Raw genomic sequence first — 21,297 nt, 5'->3', positions numbered from 1 at the left:
CCTTGTCCATTTTCAAGTTTTTCAGCTTGCGTGCGGGGCAGCATCTGGGCAAGATTAAAGTGTCGACAATCGACGATTAAAAAATAACCACGGACTGGCGCGGGTTTAGCCGATGCGGCCTATGTCTCTTCCGGTTGGATTACCGGCACTTGCGGACAGCGATCTGGTCGGCCAGATCGCTCGAATTTTGATGCAGGCCATTGTTCAGGGGCGGCTGCCTCCTGGTTCCAAAGTTGTGGAGGCAGGGGTTGCCCGGGAATTAGGCGTCAGCCGTGCGCCTGTGCGCGAGGCGGCGCGCCTTCTGGAGAAACAGGGGCTGCTGGTCGCGAGCCCGCGACGCGGCTTTTTCGTCCGCAAACTCGAAATCAGAAATATCGACGAGATCTACGATCTGCGTCTGTGCATCGAACGGCACGCCAGTGTGCTGGCGGCGCGGCGGCTCACTCCGGAGTCGCGCGATATGTTACGGCGGCAAATTGATGTTCTGCACCGGACCGCCGATCTCGACGATCCGGCCCGGCAGGTGGAAGAGGATTATCGCTTTCACCGGCTGATTTTTGAAATCGCCGATAACCGCCGCCTTTTGCGATTGTTCGATGATCTCGCAGCAGAGCTGCGCATGGTCATCGGCCTGATCGGCCGCCTTTACGACGACCCGCATGAGATCGCGCGAACCCACGAGCCGCTGCTGGCGGCGATCGAAGCCGGTCATCCCGAGCGCATCACCGCGCATGTCGACTACCATATCGGCCACGCCTGGCGCGAAGTCGGCAGGCTGGTGCGAGAGCTCACGCCGCTCGGCAATGCCGCCGAGCCGAGCAGCATCCTGTTTCCAACCAACGGAGTGTCCGCGTGAAGGCCGTCTACACCGAACTGCATCGAAGCCACGATCCGCAATTCTTCCTGGTGCGCGGCGTGATCAAGCGCACCACCGAGCAGCCCGAGCGTGCCGACCGGTTGCTGGCGGGACTTAAGGCCGGCAAGCACAGCCTCGTCGAGCCGACGGTGTTCGGCCAGGGCCCGCGGGCGCGCGTTCACAGCGTGGAATATCTGCGTTTTCTGGAGGAAGCCTGGGACGCCTGGGTCGCACTCGGCGATTCCGGTTCGGAGATGATCGCCAACATCCACCCGGTTCGCTACGGCGCCACATACCCAACCCATATCGTCGGCCGCCTCGGCTGGCACGCGGCGGATACGGCAGCTCCGATCGGCAAGGGCACCTACGCCGCCGCCTGTGCCGCCACCGATGTCGCCACGACTGCGGCGCAACTCGTCATGGACGGCGAAGACGCTGTCTATGCGCTGTGCCGGCCGCCGGGCCATCACGCCTATGCGGACATGTCGGGCGGCTTCTGTTTCTTCAATAACAGCGCGGTGGCAGCGGCGCAGCTTCGGCTGCAGCATGAGCGCGTCGCAATCCTCGACGTCGACGTGCATCACGGCAACGGCACGCAGGGCATCTTCTACGAGCGCTCCGACGTGCTGACGGTGTCGATCCACGCCGATCCCGTCTTCTTCTATCCGTTCGTGTGGGGATATGCGCATGAGCGCGGCGCCGGTCCAGGCCTCGGCGCCAATTTGAATATCCCGCTGCCGAAGGGCACCGGGGATGACGATTACATCAGGGCGCTCGGCGACGCCGAAAAAACCATCCGCGCGTTTGCGCCCGGCGCGCTGGTGGTAGCGCTCGGCCTAGATGCCTCGGAGCACGATCCGCTCGCCGGTCTTGCGGTCACCACGGCCGGCTTCCGTCGCATCGGCGCCGCGATCGCCCGGCTCGGCCTGCCGACGGTTTTCGTTCAGGAGGGCGGTTATCTCTCGGATATTCTCGGCGCCAATCTCACGGCTGTACTCGGCGGCTTCGAAGAGGCGCGTTAGTCAGCGCACGCGTCTCCCGCTACACCTGCTTGCAGGCGATCTCGTACCGGACAATTGTCGACATTGGTCTGCGGCCGGTTTACGCTTCGGAAGCGCGACGCAGAGAGGAGAGATCGCAATGCTCTATGCCTTGCTGGCTCTCATGGCACCGCTCTGGAGCAGATCTCGGGATCGGACGGCCGCGCAACGCGAGGCAACCGATACAACGGTCTCGCGGGTTCTGGTGTTGGTCGCCACCGTTCTTTTCGTGGTGCTGTCGATTCTCATCGTCGATCTGTATCGCGACGAATTGCATGCGCTCGGCCTTGCCGGCGGCGCAGAGCGGATCGACGCGACCTTTATGAGCCCGTGAGCTGCCAGGCTGCGCCTATTCGATGACGATGCGCGGCGGTGGCCGGTGCGCCGCGCCGGTTACGATCGCGGTCCAGACTTCACGCGCAATACTCACATAATGCTTGGCGTGAACGCCGTCGGGCTCGACGGCGACGATCGGCCGGCCATCGTCGGAGGTCTGGCGAATCTGCATATCCAGCGGTATCTCGCCGAGATAGGGAACGCCGCGGCGTTCGGCTTCCGCCCGCGCGCCGCCGTGGCCGAAGATCGGTGTGACGTGGTTGCAGGTCGGGCAGCAGAAGCTCGACATGTTCTCGATCAGGCCCAGGATCGGAATGCTCACCTTCTGAAACATGGCGATGCCGCGCCGCGCGTCGATCAGCGCGAGGTCCTGTGGCGTCGAGACGATGATCGCGCCGGCGAGCGGCGCCTGTTGCGCCATGGTGAGCTGCGCGTCGCCGGTGCCGGGCGGCAGGTCGACGACGAGAATATCGAGGTCGTCCCATGCGACTTCGCGCAGCATCTGCGTGATCGCCGAGATCACCATCGGCCCGCGCCAGATCATGGCGTTGTCTTCCTCGACCAGAAAGCCGATCGACATCACCTTGACGCCGAAGCGCTCCAACGGCTCCAGCATGCGGGGGCCGAGTTGCCGCGGCTTGCCGCGCAGTCCGAACAGTTTTTGTTGCGACGGACCGTAGATGTCAGCATCGAGAATGCCGGTTCTCAGCCCGAGCGCGGCGAAGCCGAGCGCGAGATTGCACGAGGTAGTGGACTTTCCGACGCCGCCCTTGCCGGAGGCGACGGCGATGACGTGCTTGACGCCGGGAATGCCTGATGCCTTCGACGTCGCGCGGGCCTTGAGATCTGAAGGGGTGGCGGACACTTGCTGCTCACGATCCAAGCGGATCGTCCTTCTTCACTTCGCGCGCGCGCAGATAATCTTCGGTCGACATGACCGGCGGGCGCTGCGGCACCGCATGCGGGTCGAAACTCTCGTTCACTACCGCTTCGACGCGGCAATCCGCACACATCTTGATGACGTCGAGGCGCCTGGCGTTGGCGCCCTGGAACATCCAGTGCCGCTCGCCGCCGAGCTTGGCCAGCACGCGATCGATCGAGCTCTTGGTGCCGAACGGTTTGCCGCAAGCAATGCAGTTGAACGGCTCTTCCTCCTTCAGCACGCGCTGCGGCGTGTTCCAGGCCTGGAAGTCGAGACGCGGTTCGATGCTGATGACCTTTTCCGGGCAGGTGGATTGGCAGAGCCCGCACTGCACGCAGAGGCTTTCGGTAAAGCGCAGCATCGCGCGATCGGGGTTATCTGATAGCGCGCCAGTCGGGCAGGCGGTGACGCAGGCATGGCAGAGCGTGCAGCCTTCGACATTCAGGTTCACGGTGCCGAAGGGAGCGCCTGGCGCCAGCGGCACGGCCTCGACGGGCGTGGGGGCCGCGAGGTACAGCTCGCGAAAAGTCGTTTCGAGCACGCCGCGTTTCGCACCGCGCGGCACAAAGCCGGCCGGCTTTTGCGTTGCTATCCCGCGAGGGGCAGCATCCAGCATGGCGCGCAGTTGGTCCGGATCGTCAGTCTCGATGATCTGGATGATCCCGGCACCGAAACCCAACGCGGCAATGATCCGATCGGACGTCTCGACCGCGCGGCGAAGCGCCGTGATGTCGTGGCGGGGTTTGGCTCGCGTTAGCAACGCGACGCCGCTGCCGCCATAGGCGAAGACGGAAGCGATGGTCTCCGGTCCGACCTGCGTTACTTCGTTGACGCGCAGCGGCAGTACGTTGGCCGGCAAGCCCTCGCCGAACCGCGCCAGCGCATCGATGATGTCCTCGCCATGCTCGCCGTCATGAAACAAGACCACGGCGTCGCTGCCGCCGGCCTTGCGGTAGGTCTGCAGCAGCGTTCGCAGCCGCCGCATCAGCGCGTCCGCGCTCGGCAATGCATAGGACGCAGCACCAGTCGGACATACCGACGCGCAGGAGCCGCAGCCGGCGCAGACATTGGCATCGATCGCAACCGCGTTCCCGTTCGGCGTGATCGCGCCGGTCGGACAGAGGTCAAGACAGCGCGTGCATCCGGTAATGGACGATCGGGAATGCGCGCAGAGCGACGGCTCGAAATTGACAAAGCGCGGCTTGTCGAAGGTGCCGACCAGGCCGCTGGCATCCGCGATCGCGCGCTCGACGGCGGCCTTGTCGCGCGGATCGGCGCGCAGATAGCCGGGGCGTAGTTCATGCGCGGGGAACAGCGGTGTGCCGCCGGAGAGATCGAGGATCAGATCGCAGGTCGAGGTCGCGCCATTGCGCGAGGATCCGAACAAGAGCTTTGCGCGCGAGGAGGGCAATGGTAGCGCGTAGTCGTCGATCGCAAGCTCGAACTGGCCGAGATGGCCGCGGGCGTTGCGGATCGTGCCTTTGAGCACCGGAAATTCATTCGTGCGGCGTGGGATCACATCGCCGGGCTTTGTCAGCAGCACGGTAATGTCCAAACGATCGGCGAGACGCTGCGCCGCCTCGATGGCGATTTCGTCGCGGCCGTAGATCAGGGCAACGCCGCTGCTCTCGAGCGTCACCAGCGAGAGCGGCGGCATGTCTTCGCCCGCCGCAGCAATCAGTGCGGCTGCTTTCGGACCGGCCGCCGCGGCATCCTTCGACCAGCCGCCGGTTTCGCGGATGTTGACGAAGGTGAGCTGTGCTTGCGGGGTGTTCTCCGCCACTTCCCGAAACAGCGGCGCTTCCTGGGTGCAGGCAACCGTAATGGGCGCGCCCTCGGCGAGCGCCTCCTTGAAGCGGTCGAGGTCGAGCCCGCAAAGCTGGTTTGCCTGCGTGATCTTGCCCGTGCAGCCGCGACCGATCGCATCCGCATCGAGCGGCATGGTCTTCTCGCAACTGCAAATCAGGAGGCGCGACTTCGCCGCACTCATTTTGAAATACCTTGAACCCGGAGCATCAAGCGGGTTGTTGCTTCATCCTACGGTTCTGCGGTAACCGCTCGGATGGATATCTGCAAGATACAAAGGCCGCTCGCGTGGCCAACTTGCACGGAATAGCATACACAAGCGGCTCGTGGAGCAATTAGGGATTAGCCGCTCGTGATCGTTCGTCCAAGAGATATGGAACAGACGCTCGATTTGCCACCCGGTTATACTTTGGTCGCGTTGCGCGAGCTCGGCGACGCCTTTGCCCATGCTCGCGAGATCGCGGCGGAGGCGGGGGCCGGAACGCTGGTATGGGTACGCCGCTACGATCTGGTCGAGTTCGCGGTGGTGCTTGAACCCGACGAGCCGCTCAGGTCGGCGCGGCGGGCGTTCTTTGCCGGCATGAATGCGCTGGCGGATGCGATTGCGGCTCATTGTCCGCCGGAACGAGAGGTCAGTTTCGACTGGCCCGACGCGATCCGGTTTGACGCGGGATTACTTGGCGGCGGGCGGCTCGGCTGGCCCGTTGAATGCACCGAAGACGACACACCGTCGTGGCTCGTTTTCGGCGTGATCCTGCGCGCGGCCGCCATGGCGCATGTTCCGGAAGTGCAGGCGGCCTCGGGCGTGTCCCTGCTGAGCGAAGGTTTCGAGATGGTCGATACCGATGCGATCATCGAAAGCTTCACCAGGCACCTGATGACCGCGTTCGATAGCTGGAAAGAGCGCGGCTTCGAGGCGATCGCGCGGGATTATCTGGAGCGGCTTCCCAAGAGGAAGGCCGGCGAGCGCCGGGGCATCGACGTTAACGGCGATCTTCTGGTCAGCATGCCGGCCGGCGGCGGAGCGCCGGAGCGGAGCAGTCTTGTGGATGCGCTGGCAAGAGCCAGTTGGTATGATCCGCAGGCGCGCGGTCCGAAATTCGGATGAGGCGGACATGCTGAAATTTCCGCGAACCATCAGGCTGGACCCGTCAGATACCTTCGTCTTCGAACGGGCGGCGGAACCCGGGGAATGGGCGGTTTCCGGCGCGTTCGTTTTTTGGAACCGGGATCCAGCCACGCTCGGCCAAAAGCAGCGTGTGGCGCTGCGTTCCGGCTTTCTCGGGATCGACAGTCTCGGATGGTCGACCCTTGCCGTCGTCACCGAAGCGAGCGAAGCGGAACGGGAGGCGATGATCGGGCGGCTTGCAAGCCAGTTGCTGGAGAAATTCGGGGCGCCCGATGCGGATGCCGCGCGTCTTGCCGCCGAGGAAGAGATCGCGTTCGCAGCTTCCTTGTGCGAACATCCGCCGCAGACGCTGCTTGCCGTTCAGCGCAGCATCGAAAACGGCGAAATCCGCGAACGCTTTCGTACCCTTAAAGCCCGCCCGGCTGCCGCGGATGCCGACCGGTTGCACGCCCATGCCAGCGCCTTTACCTTCCATGAAGTCGAAGGCGATGTTGAACCTGCCGAAGAGGTCGATCTTCTCGGGCTGATCAGGACCGACGCCAGGACGACGGATCGTACATGAGAGAATTTTGGGTCGCCTCAGGCCATCATCTCACGCGCCGCGCCGATCACGGCGGACTGGTCGCGACGCCCGAACTCATCATGGCCTATCTGGCGCGGCCCGAATTGATGCCGCCGGCCGATGCCTGCGAGGCCGAGCGCCATCTGCATGCGAGTCTGATGGCCGATCCGCTGCGCCCGGTCTCGAACGCAGATATCGCCGCGCTCGCCGATGCCGATGCGCGCGAAAACTGGTCCTTCATGATGAATTTCCGCGACCGGCTGATGGCGGCGCCGTCGCTGGAGGCGGTCTATGTCGCGCTCGCCCGCAAGGGGGCCGGCGATCTGCCGCCGATCTTTCTGTCGCAATTGTGCCACCTGATCCTGCGCAACGCGCTCGAAGGCTGCAACGACCCTTATATGTTGCGTGCCGCGGAGCTGTTCTATCGCGGCCAACTGGCCGCCGTTCACGAAGGCACGTTGCTGCTGGCCGATGCGGAAGTCATCGAAGCGGAGCAGCATGCCCAGCACGACCTGCATTCATCGCCGCTCACGGCCATGCTGCAGCAGCCGAAGTCGTTCGGCGAGATGGACGTCATGGACGACGAAAACGCCTGGACCTACTGGTCGCGGTCGGATGCGCATGCGATGGTGATGAACATCGGCGGCAACAAGAAAGCGCGGGCCGGGCTTTGCCGTGTCATCGAGCGGTGGATCGCTCATCTGCTCGGCATCGCCGTCAGCGTCGAAACCATCGCCGCGATCGAGGATCGCGACTGGCGCTGGTTCATCGGCCTCGACAGCGAGGCGACGCGGATCGGCAATGCGCTGTGGCGCGGCGAGCGGCTGGAGGGCGGTATTGCCGAACGCATCGTAGCGCTGATGCGCCTGAGATTCGAAGATACGCGGCTGGTGGACGAGAGGGTTGGCGACAAGCCGGTCTACCTCATCCTCGCCATGGGCGCGGACAAGGTTGTGAGACTAAAGCCGCAAAATCTGGTCGCGGGGTTGCCGCTGGCCGCGGCCGCGAATGCCACATGATCCACCGAATGGAGGATGGGACATGGCGATGACGGAAGCATCCCGCGAGGTCGGCGTGGTGGTGCGGCGCCGTTCGATCGACAATCCCTGGATCGACCAGTTGTGGTCGCCGGCAATGATCCTGGATGAGGTACCCGCGACCGCACCCTGGACTGCGCTGTCCACCGAAGCCGATGCGACGATTTATTACGCGGGCTCGGCCAGCATCGATCTGTTCAGCTCGGAGACGGCGAATTATCGCGACAACCTTGCCGACGGCGAGCCGCGAATCTGGGTCGCGTTGCGGCGCCAGGACGGTGGCCCTGAGCTTGAGCTGACGAAAGTGACCGCCGACCCGACCGAAGGGGAGGCGATGTTCGAAAGCGGCTGCGACGTGATCGGCACCGTGCCGATGCCGCCTGAGATCGCGTCATGGATTGCCGCCTTCGTCGATCGATTCCATGTCGAGCGCGTGTTTCACAAGCGCAAGCGGGATCGCGCCAGCGGCGATCGGCCGCGCGTGCCGGGCGGCGGGCCGGACGAGAAGATGGGTCGCAAATGAGTGGGCCGGACGAAGCCGATCGGGACAAGGGCTTTCTGGCGCGATGGTCGCAGCGCAAGCAGGAAGCCAAGCAGACCGAGCCGAAGCGGGATACGCCGGCTGCCGAAAGCGGCGATTCGTCAGCTCCACCTTCAGCGCAGCCCGAAGAGGTTGTGCCGGAGTTCGATCTTTCGACGCTGCCAAACCTCGAGGAACTGACGGAGACCAGCGATATTACCGCCTTCCTTCGCAAAGGCGTTCCCGAACATCTGCGGAATGCGGCTTTGCGAAAATCCTGGGCGCTGGATCCCGCGATTCGCAACTATGTCAGCCCGGCGCTCGAATATGCCTATGACTGGAACACGCCGGGCGGAGTGCCCGGCGGCGGCGAGCTCGGCGCAGGCGTCGACGTGGCGCGGCTGGTCGCGCAAATCATGGGCGAACCCAGGGCCGAAACAACCAGTTCCGACGCAAATTCCGGAACCGAGGTGGCAGGTTCTGCGGTGGACCCGTTCGAAAGCGACCTGCCAGCCAAACCGCAGAAGGACCTCCCGGAGGGGTCTCTGAGACGGTCTGAGGGAGCGGCAGCGGAAATGGAAGGCGCTGCAAAGGCGAAAAACCATGTCGAGGAACCCGCGTCGACCCACGAGCCCGGGTCGACGAGACCTGCTGCACCGCAGCAGCCGCTGCGACGTCATGGCACAGCAAAACCAATCGTTTAGACAAAAGTATTGCGGACATAGGCGAGGCCTATGCTACTAATTTTCTCCCTGGAATAATTCCAGTTCTAAAGTGTGTGCCTGAATAAGAGGCACACAGGCGGGCGGGGAGAATTCGGTAGCACCATGCGTGATGCCGGGCTGGAACTAGCAATCAAGGCAGCAGGCGGCGTCGGGTCGCTGGCGCGAGGGCTCGGCATTGCGCAGCCTTCCGTTTCCGCATGGTCGCGTATTCCCGCCGAGCGGGTTCTCGCGGTCGAGACGCTGACGCAGGTGGACCGTTTCGCTCTGCGTCCCGATCTCTACGGATCGTCCGAGGATCAGGTGACATCGAAATCCGAAATCGACGAGATCGATCAACTGCGTGCCGCGGAATACGGGCTGTTGTCGTTGCTGCTCGGCAAGGCGCCGGATGCGGAAACGCTGCAACGGGTTGCAACGCTGAAGGGCGACGGATCCGATCTCGGCATGGCGCATGTCGAACTCGCATCTGCCGCTGCGGCGACGGATGATCGCGCCGTCAGCAAGGAGTTCTTCGATCTCTTCATCGGGCTCGGCCGCGGCGAACTGCTGCCCTATGCCTCCTACTATCTGACCGGCTTTCTTCACGAGCGTCCGCTGGCGCGGGTGCGCGAGGATCTGCGTGCGCTCGGAATCGAGCGCGCGGGCACCTCGCGGGAGCCGGAAGACCATATCGCTATCCTGCTCGAGGTCATGGCGGGCCTCGCACGCGGCGACTTCGAAGCCGAGTTCGCCGAGCAGGCGCGCTTTTTCGAGCGTCATCTCAAGCCGTGGGCGGCGCGGATGTTCGCCGATCTGGAAATGTTGCAATCGGCGCGCTTCTACCGCGCCGTCGGCCGCACCGGCCGTGTCTTCATGGAATTGGAATCTGAGGCCTTCACGCTGTCCGAGTGACGGCGAAGAGGCAACGTGACAAGGGGAGAACGCAATGAGCAAGCCATCTGACGGTAAGTCACGGACCACTGGAGTGGATCGGCGCAGCCTGTTTCTGATGGGCGGTTCGGCGGTCGCTGCAGCAGCCGTTGTGCCGCTTGCGGGCAGCGAGGCGGCTGCGGACGAGTCGCAGGCCGAGCGCGTCAAGGCGCGCTACAAGGAAAGCGATCACGTCAAGAATTTCTATCGCGTCAACCGCTACTGATGGGACCACGCACATGTTGATGAAGCGAAGAGACGGATCCGCGGGCAAGGCGCGTTTGCAGGGTATCGCCGCCGGCCTCGCGTCGGGAGTTCTCGACCGCCGTACGTTTCTGCGGCGGTCCGGTTTGGCGGCCGGCGCGGGCGCCGCGATCGGCCTGATGCCGCTCGGCTCGGTGCGCAAGGCGCAGGCGGGGCCTGAGAAGGTCGGCGCGCCGACCGAAATCAGAAAGAACATCTGCACGCATTGCTCGGTCGGTTGCACCGTGATCGCCGAAGTGCAGAACGGCGTCTGGGTCGGCCAGGAGCCGGCGTGGGACAGCCCGATCAACCGCGGCTCGCATTGCGCCAAGGGCGCAGCCGTGCGCGAACTCGTCCATGGCGACCGCCGGCTGAAATATCCGATGAAGCTGGTCAATGGCGAGTGGCAGAAGATCTCGTGGGACCAGGCCATCAACGAGATCGGCGACAAGATGCTCGAGATCCGTGCCAAGTCGGGCGCCGATTCGGTCTATCTGCTCGGCTCTGCGAAGTTCTCAAACGAGGGCGGCTATCTGTTCCGCAAGTTCGCGGCGTTCTGGGGCACCAATTCGATCGACCACCAGGCCCGCATCTGTCATTCGACCACCGTCGCCGGCGTCGCCAATACCTGGGGCTACGGCGCGATGACGAATTCCTACAACGACATGCGCAACTCGAAGACCATCGTCTTCATGGGATCGAACGCCGCCGAAGCCCACCCGGTTTCGTTGCAGCACATCCTTTCCGGCAAGGAGCTGAACCGCGCCAACGTGTTCGTGCTCGATCCGCGCTTCACCCGCACCGCGGCGCATGCCACCGAATATGTCCGCTTCCGCGGCGGCACCGACATCGCGGTCATCTGGGGCATGTTGCACCACATCTTCAACAATGGCTGGGAAGATAAGGAATTCATCAAGCAGCGCGTGTACGGCATGGACCAGATCCGCGCCGAAGTCGCGAAGTGGACGCCGGAAGAGGTCGAGCGCGTCACCGGCATTCCGGGCGAGCAGTTGAAGAAGGTCGCCGAGACCTTCGCCAAGCAGAAGCCGTCGGCCTTCGTCTGGTGCATGGGCGGCACGCAGCACACGGTCGGCACCGCCAACGTCCGCGCCTACTGCAACCTGCTGCTGGCGACGGGCAATGTCGGCGGCTTCGGCAGTGGCGCCAACATCTTCCGCGGCCATTGCAACGTGCAGGGCGCGACAGATATCGGCCTCGATATCGTGACGCTGCCGCTCTATTACGGGCTGGTCGAAGGTGCCTGGAAGCACTGGGCGCGGGTCTGGGAGGTCGAATACGACTACCTGCAGTCGCGCTTCGACGAAGTCCCGGCGAAGGCGGGCCGTCCGGCGCGCACCCGCAAGCAGAACATGGAGCTGCCGGGCATCCCGTGGACCCGCTGGTTCGATGCGACGCTCTCCAACCCTGATGACGTCGATCAGCGCGACGCCGTGAAGGGCGTGGTCATCATGGGGCACGGCGGCAATACCGTGCCGCGCATGACGGAAATGGTGAAGGGTCTCGAGAAGCTCGAGCTGCTCGTGGTCGCCGATCCGCATCCGACAACCTTTGCCGCCATCTCCGAGCGCAAGAACGGCACCTACCTGCTGCCGGCCTGCACCCAGTTCGAAACTTCCGGCTCGCGCACGGCGTCCAACCGTTCGCTGCAGTGGGGCGAGCAGATCGTCAAGCCGATCTTCGAATCGAAGGACGACTACGAGATCATCTACCTGCTCTCCAAGAAGCTCGGCTTCGCGGATCCGATGTTCAAGAACATCAAGGTGGAAAACAATCATCCGTCTGCCGAAGACCTGCTCCGCGAAATCAACCGCGGCGGCTTCTCGACCGGCTATTCCGGCCAGTCGCCGGAGCGGCTGAAGGCGCACATGAAGAACCAGGGCAAGTTCGACCTGGTGACCCTGCGCGCCAAGGCCGACGAGCCGGAGATCGGCGGCGACTATTACGGCCTGCCGTGGCCGTGCTGGGGCACGCCGCAGATCCGGCATCCGGGCACGCATACGCTCTACAACACCAACCTGCACGCCAAGGATGGCGGCGGCACGTTCCGCGCGCGCTTCGGCGTGGTCTACGAGGAGAAGCAGCCGGACGGCTCGGTGAAGAAGGTCAACCTGTTGTCCGAAGGCTCCTACAGCAAGGGGTCGGAGCTCACCGACGGCTATCCCGAGTTCACCTATGGCGTGCTCAAGAAGCTCGGTTGGGACAAGGACCTGACCGCGGACGAGCTTGCGACCATCAACAAGATCGGCGGCAACAATCCTGACGGCGTCGGCTGGGCGGTCGATCTGTCGGGCGGCATCATTCGCGTCACGCTGGAGCATGGCGTGATGGCGTATGGTAACGGCAAGGCCCGCGCGGTGGCGTGGAATCTGCCGGATCCCGTGCCGGTGCATCGCGAGCCGATCTACACGGCGCGGCCCGATCTCGTCGCGAAATATCCGACGCGTCCGGACGGGCGTCAGTTCCGCATGGCCAATGTGGGCTTCTCGATCCAGAAGGCCGCGGTGGAGAAGGGGCTCGCCAAGCAATTCCCGATCATCCTGACTTCGGGACGCCTCGTTGAATACGAAGGCGGCGGCGAAGAAACCCGATCCAACAAATGGCTCGCGGAATTGCAGCAGGACATGTTCGTGGAGGTCAACACCTCGGATGCCGCCGAGCGCGGCATCAAGGATGGCGGCTGGGTTTGGGTTTACGGTCCGGAAAACAGCTCGAAGGCCCGCGTCAAGGCGCTGGTCACCGACCGCGTCGGCAAGGGGGTGGCTTTCATGCCATTCCACTTCTCCGGCTGGTTCCAGGGCGTCGACCAACGCGGCAAATATCCGAAGGGCTCAGACCCGATCGTGCTCGGCGAAAGCGTCAACACGATCACGTCCTACGGCTACGACCCGGTCACCGGCATGCACGAGGGCAAGGTGACCCTGTGCCAGATCCAAGCGGCGTGAGAGGAGAATAGATCATGGCTCGCGTCAAATTTCTTTGTGATGCCGACCGTTGCATCGAGTGCAATGCCTGCGTGACGGCCTGCAAGAACGAACATGAAGTGCCGTGGGGCATCAATCGCCGTCGCGTCGTCACCATCAATGACGGCAAGCCCGGCGAACGCTCGGTCTCCATGGCCTGCATGCATTGCACGGATGCGCCGTGCGCCGCGGTCTGCCCGGTGTCGTGCTTCTACACCACGGCCGACGGCGTCGTGCTGCACTCCAAGGATCTGTGCATCGGGTGCGGCTACTGCTTCTACGCCTGTCCGTTCGGCGCGCCGCAATATCCGAAGGTCGGCAACTTCGGTTCGCGCGGCAAGATGGACAAGTGCACCTATTGCGCGGGCGGACCGGAAGCCGACTCCACGCCGGCCGAATACGCCAAATACGGCGCCAACCGCCTGGCCGAAGGCAAGCTGCCGATTTGTGCCGAGATGTGCTCGACCAAATCACTGCTTGCCGGGGACGGCGCGATCATCGCCGAGATCTACAAGGAGCGGGTGATGAAGCGCGGCTATGGCTCCGGCATGTGGGGCTGGAAGACCGCCTACAGCGATTCACCGACCGGCTGATGCAACGGCCGCCGCGCTTCGGCGCGGCGGCATCAGGGTAATTCCGATAACCGAAAGGCGTTGTGCAAATGCCAGGCTCTCTTTCAAATCTCAAATTCGCGGTTCTCAAGCCGCTGCTTGCCGCGCTCGCGCTGTTGTTCGTATTCGCGCATCCCGCGGCCGCACAGATTTCCTTCAAGCCGACCGCCGAGGCCGTTCAGGAAGAGAAGCTTCTGAACGCGCTGAAGGAAGGCGACAAGATCACCGGGCGCGTATCGATCCCCGACAGAACTGCGGCCAATCTGATCCAGCCTGCGGGGCGCGACTGGCGCGACTTCCAGCGCAGCAAGCTGCCCTGGATCGGCGGCATCTCCATTCTCGGAATGCTGGCTGCGCTCGCGATCTTCCTGATGGTGCGCGGCCGAATTCGCGTCGAGGACGGGTTTTCGGGCAAGACGATGCTGCGGTTTGCCAGCTTCGAACGCTTCATCCACTGGCTGACGGCAAGCTGTTTCATCATCCTGGCGCTCTCGGGTCTGAACGTCAGCTTCGGACGCACCCTGGTCCTGCCGCTGTTCGGCCCGGACGCGTTTGCGGCGATGTCGGCCTGGGCCAAGCTCGCGCACAACTACCTGGCATTCCCATTCATGCTGGGTCTTGCGATCATGTTCGTGATCTGGATCAAGGATAATATCCCTGGAAAGCTGGACATTGAGTGGATCAAGCAGGGTGGCGGTCTTTTCTCAAAGGGAGGGCACCACACGCCAGCCAAGCGCTTCAATGCCGGTCAAAAGGGAATTTTCTGGATCGTGATCATCGGCGGCGTGCTGATGTCGGTGTCAGGCTGGTTCCTGCTATTCCCGTATCTGCCGGGTAACGTCACGGCGCTCCAGTTCTGGACCGTGATCCACGCCGTGATCGCCATGCTCTTCATCGCCGCCATGCTGGCGCACATCTATATCGGCTCGATCGGCATGGAGGGGGCGTTTGATGCAATGGGAACCGGTGAGGTCGATCTCAACTGGGCCAAGGAGCATCACGCGATCTGGGTCAAGGAACAGCAGGCAAAGGGCGAAGCTCCATCGGATAGCACGGCCCGCGCAGTACCGGCCGAATAGTCCGGTCAGGGCAAGCAAAACGTGAGGAAGTGACATGAGATCCTTTATTGCGGCTCTGGCGTTCGCCATCGTCGCTGCTGTCGGCGTCGCGATGGTGCTCAACAACATTCAGCAGTCGAGCTCCGTCGCCTTTACGACCACGGGCGCCAGGGTCAGCGATCCCGGCCATAATCTGATCGGACCGGGCTGACGCCGGCGGTGGGCGTGCCTGACGTCACGCTGGCGTGGCCGGTTGAAATTCGCCTGCCGAAGGATCGCCGCACGTTGCGCGTTGCCTTTGACGATGGGCGCACATTCGATCTCTCCGCCGAATTGCTTCGGGTGACCAGCCCGTCGGCCGAAGTGCAGGGGCATTCCGAGGCCGAGCGCAAGACCGTCGGCGGCAAACGCAATGTCACCATTCTTTCGGTCGATCCTGTCGGCAACTATGCCGTCAGAATAGGGTTCGACGACATGCACGCGACCGGCATCTACTCCTGGGCATTTTTGCGCAATCTCGGTGAGAATGCCGAGCGGCGCTTTCAGGACTACCTCGACGATCTGCAGGCCAAGGGGCTCGACCGCGACAGGCCGGGCGTACGCTGAGGGCCGGCAGGAATGGCATCCAGCGATTCGGCGAAAGCTTCACGTCGCAAGGCAGGCCGGTCGGCGCTTCTGGCGCTTGCGGCCGTGCTGATCGCGTTGCCGATCGGCGCAACGGCCGCCGTCGCGCAACTGCGCGGGCATGGCGGGCCGGTTCGGGCGCTGGCGATCTCGGCCGATGGCCAAAGCGCGATCTCCGGCAGTTTCGATTCAACCGCGATCCGCTGGTCGATGACGCGCAATGCCGCCGAGCAGGTGCTTCGTTTCCATTCCGACGCGATCAACGCGGTCGCGCTGCTCGGGGACGGACGCGCAGCGACCGCCGGCGCTGACGGTCGCATCGCCATATGGACCTTTGGCAAGGCAGAGCCCGACGCGGTGCTCGAAGGCCACACGGCGCCGATCGTGGCGCTCGCCGTATCGCCTGATGGCGCGACGCTCGCGTCGGCCTCGTGGGATCACACGGTGCGGCTCTGGCCGCTCGGAGGCGGCACGCCGCGCGTGCTCGATGAGCATACGCAGAACGTCAACGGCGTGGCGTTTACGGCCGATGGCCGCACGCTGGTCAGCGTCAGCTACGACCTCAGCGTCCGCATCTGGCCGCTGTCGGGTGCGCAGCCGCCGACCGTCGTTCCGATGCCGACACCGCTCAACGCCGTGGCCGTAGGCCGTGACGGTGAAATCGCGGTCGGCGGTGCCGACGGCAAGGTTTACTTCCTGACCGCCGGCGGCGCGCGCGCCGGCGAGGTTGCGGCAGGGCCAAGGCCGGTGATCTCGATTGCGATTTCACCTGATGGCGCGCATGTGGCCGCCGCGGGCATCGGCGGCACGGTCGCGGTGATCGACCGCAAGGCGCGTACGCTCGCGCGCACGCTGGTCGGCCCGGGCCTTCCGGTCTGGTCGGTCGTATTCGCACCCGACAGCCGCACGCTGCTCACGGGCGGCGCTGACAACATCATCCGGCGCTGGAACGCCGCAACGGGCGAGCCGGTCGATCCGCTTCTCGTGGAAACGGCAGGAGATCCGCTCGCCGCCTATGCCGGCGATCGCGGCGCGGAGGTCTTTCGCGCCTGTGTGGCCTGCCATACGCTTGGTGCCGATCAGGTCAACCGCGCAGGCCCCACGCTCGCCGGCATCTTTGGCCGACGAATTGCAACCGCGCCCGGATATAATTTTTCCGAAGCGCTCAAGCGCCTCGATATCGTCTGGACGCCGGAGACGGTTTCCAAACTGTTCGAAGTCGGGCCGCAGGCCTACACGCCCGGCACCAAGATGCCGGAGCAGCGCATCGGCTCGGAGCAGGACCGCGCCGCGCTGGTGCAATTCCTCGAGCGGGCGACCAGGCGATAGAGCGGCGCGGCGTAGCGGCTATTCCGGCTTCGTATGTTTCGCAGGCGCCGAAAAGACCAGCGACATATCCTCGAACTCCTCGATCGGAAGCCTGGTTACGCCCGCCGAGGCCGGAGATTTCTTCGACAATGCCACGCCGGTGGTTACGGTAGAACGTTCATTGGAAATTGAGTACGAGCGCATCGTGGTTGCGACAGCGAGCAGGGCGACTGCCACGAATCCGGAAATCAACAGACGCTTCATGGAAAACTCCGTTGGCTCGATATGCAGTGTGGCTTGCACCACTGCATTACGGCCAACGGTCACGCGCGAATGTGGTCTGCGTCACCTATCACGATCTTGTTTTTGACGATCGGGCCGGTTCCCATGCGCGTAACAAAACGCGCGTCCTGCTCACGGAGCAGGACGACGGCCGGTTCGCGGGTTGAGCGGACCCGTTGGTCGGCGCCTCAAGGCTTCCGGCAAGAACTTTTCGTCCGGAGCGGCAACGGCGATAGAGCGAACGTCCGCCGCGGATTGGGCGCGTTCGTGCTCAGTCTGATTGTCCTTGAACCGTCGCTTGACGTCGAGGCCACCAACGGGATCGTTGACGCCGTGTTGAATGTCCCTGAAGTCGTCCACAAAATCCTCCCCGACTTCCATCGATCTTCAGAAACGCGGACCGGAGAATCAGGTTCCTCCTGCGTCCGGTCAGGAGGCGCCGTTAAATTGAAGCATTAAATGGAACCGGCAGTGCCACGCCCAATTGACTCCAGGTGAAGCGAGATGGAGCGGCAGATGAGCGACAGCACCGTCAAGAAGGTATCCAGCAAAACCGCACCCAAGGGAACGATGGGTCAAACCTATCTCGTTTCCGGCAAACACCTCTCGATGCGCTTATGGGAAAACGAACAGCCGCACACCGACATATCCCGGCCGAGAGATTACGAAACGGTGGGCTATGTCGTGAATGGACGTGCTGAACTTGTTATCGAGGGCCAGACAATAAAGTTGGAGCCGGGCGACTCGTGGCTGGTGCCTGCGCATGCCGAACACAGCTATCGCATTCTCGAACCATTTACGGCTGTGGAGGCGACCGCGCCGCCCGCGCAAGTGCATGGCCGCGACGAAGTAAAAGCGTAGTCGCACACAACAAGATTTTGGGAGAACGTGATGGGACTCGAAGCAGTCTACTTTATCGGAGCGTTCGTGCTTCTTACCGCGCTGATCTATGGGACGCTGAGCTATCGTTATCGCAACAGGGCCGCGACGCAGGCCGGCGATGAAATCGTGAAGCAGCGGTATCGGGAGAACCAGGGCTGAGGCCGGGAAAAATTCGATTCTCTAAGGGAGCATCTTCGTAACCCGGATGAGCGAAGCGACAGACAGGTGCCCGAGACACCCGGATGACGCTTCGCTCATCCGGGTTATGACTCCACATCCGACTACGACGATCTACATCCGACTTCGCTGGATTGCGGGCATCACAGCACGCCTTGCGCGTCCTCGGCGCCGAGTGGGGTCTTGTAACCGCCGTCGCGACCGGGGACGCTAATATGAATCTCGTGCCCTTGGCGCATCGCCAGCGACGCGGCGGCGACGGCCGCCTCGAAGGCTGCTTCCTTCGTGTCATATCTATTCTGCGCATTCCCGTCATGGAGGACCGTCCAGCCGTCCGGCTCGGAGACGATCATGTATTCGGCCAATCCCATCGGAGCCTCCCTTGCTGTTCGCAAGGCCAACGTCGAGACGGTTGCCGGGTTCCGATCGCGTGACCGCTTTGGCAGGGCGTTACGCGCGCTGTGCCGGGCTCCGGGGACATCCTGCAGGGGACGGTCAGGTTTTCGGGGGACGTCCACGCTTGGCAAATGTCAGTCCCTGCATGTCGGCCGCGTTCTGTAGAAGACCTGCGCGCTTCAAAGCTTCGCTTCGTGCAGGACCATGAGGCATGGCCCGCGCCTTCTCCAGCGCCGCCAGCGCTTCGGAATGCAGGTCCCGCTGGGGCCGATCTTCGACCTTTTTCTTGTCCATTCGGAAAGATTAGGAGGCGGGAACATCGCCTGTCTGTACGATTCTAGACGTTGGAACCCTGATCCACCGATTTATCGGAACTAAATCCCGTGCATTCCGCTTCCAATTCTGGAGGTGTCCAAATGAGCAAGGAAAAGCCCACCGATGATCCGCGCCAGCAGACCGACTGGGGATCGCACAAGCAGACTGACAAGCCGTGGAAAGAGAAGCCGGAGAAGGAGCAGCGGTCGTCGTCGAAAGTAGACTTGGAAAAGTGGCATGAGACCAACACCCATTAGCCCGGCGCTGCCGGATGAATCGAGACGCAGCAATGCTTGAAGAGAAATTGAAGGAAGCAATCGTTGCTGAACTGAAACGGCAGGCGGCGAATGATCCGCGGGCGCTCAGCATCGATGACTCCGAAGGCCTCGTCGTCAAGGGAAAGATCGATCTGGACGATCTGACGATGGTGATTGCGGGAGCTGTTGCCGGAGGACCGTGAGCGTTTCCGCACAGGCTGCCATCCGCTACTGCAGGAACGGAGATTGTCGACGGGCGTTCTTTCAAAAAATGGTTGGACGCGAAGATGACGGAACCGCTGCCCCTATTGATAGAGAGTTCGATTGAAATCGCCTGGGACTATCTCGAGCGTACGGGAGAGCTGGGTGATGCGATGGTGGCCGGCCGCTTTCTCAGCGACACGATAGAACTGATGGTGCGGCGTGGCGAGCGGCGGCGGTTGATGCTGGCCAACAAGGCAATCGCGGCCTATCAGCAATTCAGGCGGCAGCAGTCCGAACATCCGGTGCTAGCGTCGGCCTGATGGCGTGTTTGTATCGGAATCCGCCGCGTCCGAGCATCTCCCGATGTCAGATCGTCGCAAGGCGAGCCAAGATGCGTCGTGGTTCACGCCGTCAGGCGTGTCACATTAGCTCGATCAGGCGTCGGGCATCGGCCGGCGCGGCGCTCTTCTGGTCATTATCGAAATAGACGAACACGTCGCAGCCCTGCCGTTTCCAGGCCCTGATGCGACGGGCCCAACCGGCAAGGGCGGCCTCGCCATAATGGTCTCTATAGCGGCCGCCGGGCCCATGCCCGCGGACGTATACGAAATCGGCGGTGCGCTTCCACGGCGCCGGTGCGTCATGATGGTCGGAAATGCAAAGCGAGACGTTTTGCTCGCGCAGCAGCCGGATGATCCTGGGCTCGTACCAGCTCGGATGTCTGAATTCGAAGCTGTACCGGCGCTTCTTCGAGAGCAGCTTGAAGAACGAGGCAAGCCGGTCGGTGTTGGCCTGGAAATTCGGTGGTAGCTGAAACAGCACCGGTCCTGCCTTCCTGCCGAGCAGGGAGAGGCGGCTTTCGAGCAGTTCGAGGCTGTTGACCGAATTCTCCGAGAGCCGCTTCCAATGCGTGATGAATTTGGATGCCTTCCAGGCGAATACGAAATTGCTCCCCGTCTGCGCGTGCCAGCCCTTTACCGCTTCCGGCGTCGGCGTCCGGTAAAACACCCCGTTCAGTTCGGTGGTCGGGAATTGATCGGCATAAAATTGCAATTGCTCCTTGAGCGGCAGTCCCTCGGGAAAGAACGGCCCGCGCCAGGAATCGTAGTGCCAACCCGACGTGCCGATCAGGACCCGCGGCATGGCATCACGGCTTCACGACGACCTTGATGAAGCCGTCCTTCTCGTGCTCGCGGCAAGCGTCGCTATTGCCATGCCACGCCAGCGCTTTCATTCCAAAGTCCTCCGTATCGGTTGATGATGAGAATGATCGGCGATGCTGAGTTGTTCCGGCATCGGATCAGTGTGAGCAACCAGACATGCGGCAGAGGTGACTGCAGCGGCGTGGCTGCAGCCATTTCTCGACAACGCGACCTGAGTGAGCATCAGGCGTGGTCCGGCGCCTCTTCGAGGTCGTCCAGCTCCACGAGAAAGGCCAGCAGCAGGTCTTCCCGCGGCTGCGCGGCATCCCGCGCAGCTTCCCGGTACAGGGCAATTTCGTTCTCGGTCGAGCGTCGGGCCCGGAGCCGCGCCTTGCCATCCCAGAGAGGTGCACCGTTCGAGGTCAAGCCGGCGATGTCCTGACGCAGCCAATGCTCGTGACAAAGCTGCTGGGATTCCCGCAAGTTCTTGGCTTCGAAAGCGAGGGTGGGTCTTCCGCCGATATCCAGGGTAAAAATCGCGGGCAGCAACGTCATCCAAGTCAAGCCATATGTCTGATGAAGGGGCCGACGGCGCTGAAGGCCACACGTGCGCAGGAGATTCCGATCTGCATCGCAATTCGCGTCAGGTTCATGCCGGTGGCCTGATGTTGTCTGTCAGGCGGTTGAGTTCTTTTGAATCGAGCGGATCTGCAACGAACCTGATTTCGGTAGCGTTACATTTTGCGCATTCGAAGGTTCGCTTTTCGGAACGGTCGGCACCCAAGACAACGTTGGCCAATCGCATTCGAGTCAGACATCTGACGCAACGCGGACATTCGATGGGTAAGAGGGCGGCGAACATCTGGCTTACCTCGTCGCGAGACTAACCCCCCGACGAGCTGTCGTCTGTCTGATCCCTGACATATGTCCTTGCTGCGACGCGGAGCGAAACGCAGGAGAATTTCCTGCAGTGCG

The 21,297-nt window shown here is 62.9% G+C and carries 27 protein-coding genes; 21 read left to right on the top strand and 6 right to left on the bottom strand.

All coding sequences use genetic code 11. The features are described from left to right. Positions 1–121: 121 nt before the first annotated feature. From V1292_RS30975 to V1292_RS30965, 3 genes are all read left to right on the top strand, one after another. On the top strand, positions 122–856 hold the full coding sequence (locus V1292_RS30975) for a GntR family transcriptional regulator (protein ID WP_334376327.1): 735 nt from the start codon (positions 122–124) through the stop codon (positions 854–856). Beyond that, positions 853–1,878: a histone deacetylase family protein gene (locus V1292_RS30970; RefSeq protein ID WP_334376326.1), complete on the top strand. Its 1,026-nt coding sequence runs from the start codon at positions 853–855 to the stop codon at positions 1,876–1,878. Before V1292_RS30975 ends, V1292_RS30970 begins: the two co-directional genes overlap by 4 nt. Positions 1,879–1,996: 118 nt before the next feature. Further along, positions 1,997–2,230: a hypothetical protein gene (locus tag V1292_RS30965; protein WP_334376325.1), complete on the top strand. Its 234-nt coding sequence runs from the start codon at positions 1,997–1,999 to the stop codon at positions 2,228–2,230. Between the two features lie 15 nt (positions 2,231–2,245). Here the strand turns inward: V1292_RS30965 and V1292_RS30960 are convergent, their stop codons facing one another. Then, on the bottom strand, positions 2,246–3,097 hold the full coding sequence (locus V1292_RS30960) for an Mrp/NBP35 family ATP-binding protein (protein ID WP_442895578.1): 852 nt from the start codon (positions 3,095–3,097) through the stop codon (positions 2,246–2,248). 7 nt (positions 3,098–3,104) lie between these two features. Beyond that, on the bottom strand, positions 3,105–5,096 hold the full coding sequence (locus V1292_RS30955; RefSeq protein ID WP_334376324.1) for a 4Fe-4S binding protein: 1,992 nt from the start codon (positions 5,094–5,096) through the stop codon (positions 3,105–3,107). A 237-nt stretch (positions 5,097–5,333) separates the two neighbouring features. On the opposite strand from V1292_RS30955, the gene V1292_RS30950 reads away from it, so the two are divergent. The 13 genes from V1292_RS30950 (at position 5,334) to V1292_RS30890 (ending at position 16,688) form a co-directional block, all read left to right on the top strand. After that, entirely contained in the window at positions 5,334–6,068 is a 735-nt protein-coding gene (locus V1292_RS30950; RefSeq protein WP_334377216.1) for a biotin/lipoate--protein ligase family protein, read from the top strand. A 7-nt stretch (positions 6,069–6,075) separates the two neighbouring features. Beyond that, positions 6,076–6,651 (top strand): DUF6505 family protein, encoded by a 576-nt coding sequence (locus tag V1292_RS30945; protein ID WP_334376323.1) that lies wholly within the window; start codon positions 6,076–6,078, stop codon positions 6,649–6,651. After that, positions 6,648–7,670 carry a DUF6352 family protein gene (locus tag V1292_RS30940; RefSeq protein ID WP_334376322.1) on the top strand — a complete coding sequence of 341 codons (1,023 nt, stop codon included), beginning with the start codon at positions 6,648–6,650 and terminating at the stop codon, positions 7,668–7,670. Before V1292_RS30945 ends, V1292_RS30940 begins: the two co-directional genes overlap by 4 nt. A 28-nt stretch (positions 7,671–7,698) precedes the next feature. Then, positions 7,699–8,211, top strand: a complete 513-nt coding sequence (locus V1292_RS30935; protein WP_028348823.1) for a DUF3305 domain-containing protein — start codon at positions 7,699–7,701, stop codon at positions 8,209–8,211. Beyond that, entirely contained in the window at positions 8,208–8,912 is a 705-nt protein-coding gene (locus V1292_RS30930; protein WP_334376321.1) for a DUF3306 domain-containing protein, read from the top strand. The genes V1292_RS30935 and V1292_RS30930 overlap by 4 nt, the downstream gene beginning before the upstream one ends. Before the next feature lie 123 nt (positions 8,913–9,035). Next, complete coding sequence (locus V1292_RS30925; RefSeq protein WP_334376320.1) at positions 9,036–9,824, top strand: molecular chaperone TorD family protein; 789 nt, start codon at positions 9,036–9,038, stop codon at positions 9,822–9,824. Between the two features lie 34 nt (positions 9,825–9,858). Then, entirely contained in the window at positions 9,859–10,068 is a 210-nt protein-coding gene (locus tag V1292_RS30920) for a hypothetical protein (protein ID WP_334376319.1), read from the top strand. Between the two features lie 13 nt (positions 10,069–10,081). After that, positions 10,082–13,048: a formate dehydrogenase subunit alpha gene (locus V1292_RS30915; protein WP_334376317.1), complete on the top strand. Its 2,967-nt coding sequence runs from the start codon at positions 10,082–10,084 to the stop codon at positions 13,046–13,048. Positions 13,049–13,062: 14 nt separating this feature from the next. Continuing rightward, on the top strand, positions 13,063–13,659 hold the full coding sequence (gene fdh3B / locus V1292_RS30910) for a formate dehydrogenase FDH3 subunit beta (RefSeq protein WP_028348819.1): 597 nt from the start codon (positions 13,063–13,065) through the stop codon (positions 13,657–13,659). Between the two features lie 68 nt (positions 13,660–13,727). Next, a complete protein-coding gene (locus V1292_RS30905) occupies positions 13,728–14,756 on the top strand; it encodes a formate dehydrogenase subunit gamma (protein ID WP_334376316.1) in 1,029 nt (342 codons plus the stop codon). 34 nt (positions 14,757–14,790) lie between these two features. Beyond that, positions 14,791–14,946, top strand: a complete 156-nt coding sequence (locus V1292_RS30900; RefSeq protein WP_334376315.1) for a hypothetical protein — start codon at positions 14,791–14,793, stop codon at positions 14,944–14,946. 14 nt (positions 14,947–14,960) lie between these two features. Beyond that, entirely contained in the window at positions 14,961–15,341 is a 381-nt protein-coding gene (locus V1292_RS30895; RefSeq protein ID WP_334376314.1) for a DUF971 domain-containing protein, read from the top strand. A 12-nt stretch (positions 15,342–15,353) separates the two neighbouring features. Beyond that, the gene (locus V1292_RS30890) at positions 15,354–16,688 is read left to right on the top strand and encodes a c-type cytochrome (RefSeq protein WP_334376313.1); all 1,335 of its coding nucleotides are present in this window, start codon (positions 15,354–15,356) and stop codon (positions 16,686–16,688) included. 18 nt (positions 16,689–16,706) lie between these two features. Here V1292_RS30890 and V1292_RS30885 read toward each other — a convergent pair whose 3' ends face one another. Next, positions 16,707–16,931: a hypothetical protein gene (locus V1292_RS30885; RefSeq protein WP_334376312.1), complete on the bottom strand. Its 225-nt coding sequence runs from the start codon at positions 16,929–16,931 to the stop codon at positions 16,707–16,709. 534 nt (positions 16,932–17,465) lie between these two features. Between V1292_RS30885 and V1292_RS30880 the strand changes: the two genes are divergently transcribed. Next, on the top strand, positions 17,466–17,810 hold the full coding sequence (locus V1292_RS30880; RefSeq protein WP_334376311.1) for a cupin domain-containing protein: 345 nt from the start codon (positions 17,466–17,468) through the stop codon (positions 17,808–17,810). Positions 17,811–17,840: 30 nt separating this feature from the next. Beyond that, a complete protein-coding gene (locus tag V1292_RS30875) occupies positions 17,841–17,990 on the top strand; it encodes a hypothetical protein (RefSeq protein WP_176722018.1) in 150 nt (49 codons plus the stop codon). 161 nt (positions 17,991–18,151) lie between these two features. Here V1292_RS30875 and V1292_RS30870 read toward each other — a convergent pair whose 3' ends face one another. Beyond that, on the bottom strand, positions 18,152–18,379 hold the full coding sequence (locus V1292_RS30870; protein ID WP_334376310.1) for a DUF2188 domain-containing protein: 228 nt from the start codon (positions 18,377–18,379) through the stop codon (positions 18,152–18,154). 441 nt (positions 18,380–18,820) lie between these two features. On the opposite strand from V1292_RS30870, the gene V1292_RS30865 reads away from it, so the two are divergent. The 3 genes from V1292_RS30865 to V1292_RS30855 all read left to right on the top strand — a co-directional run bounded on the left by V1292_RS30865 (position 18,821) and on the right by V1292_RS30855 (position 19,500). Continuing rightward, on the top strand, positions 18,821–18,976 hold the full coding sequence (locus V1292_RS30865) for a hypothetical protein (RefSeq protein WP_176722019.1): 156 nt from the start codon (positions 18,821–18,823) through the stop codon (positions 18,974–18,976). A 32-nt stretch (positions 18,977–19,008) separates the two neighbouring features. Further along, the gene (locus tag V1292_RS30860) at positions 19,009–19,179 is read left to right on the top strand and encodes a hypothetical protein (protein ID WP_213285307.1); all 171 of its coding nucleotides are present in this window, start codon (positions 19,009–19,011) and stop codon (positions 19,177–19,179) included. Between the two features lie 84 nt (positions 19,180–19,263). Further along, positions 19,264–19,500, top strand: coding sequence for a hypothetical protein (locus V1292_RS30855; protein WP_057847844.1), 237 nt, complete (start codon positions 19,264–19,266; stop codon positions 19,498–19,500). A 100-nt stretch (positions 19,501–19,600) separates the two neighbouring features. On the opposite strand, the gene V1292_RS30850 is transcribed toward V1292_RS30855, so the two are convergent. Beyond that, positions 19,601–20,323, bottom strand: a complete 723-nt coding sequence (locus V1292_RS30850) for a DUF72 domain-containing protein (protein ID WP_334376309.1) — start codon at positions 20,321–20,323, stop codon at positions 19,601–19,603. A 242-nt stretch (positions 20,324–20,565) separates the two neighbouring features. Continuing rightward, on the bottom strand, positions 20,566–20,877 hold the full coding sequence (locus V1292_RS30845) for a hypothetical protein (RefSeq protein WP_334376308.1): 312 nt from the start codon (positions 20,875–20,877) through the stop codon (positions 20,566–20,568). Positions 20,878–21,297: the final 420 nt, after the last annotated feature.

The organism is Bradyrhizobium sp. AZCC 1719 (assembly GCF_036924525.1).
Lineage (GTDB): Bacteria > Pseudomonadota > Alphaproteobacteria > Rhizobiales > Xanthobacteraceae > Bradyrhizobium.
The sequence above is the reverse complement of the archived record's forward strand: the minus strand, read 5'-3'. Positions and strand labels throughout refer to the sequence as shown.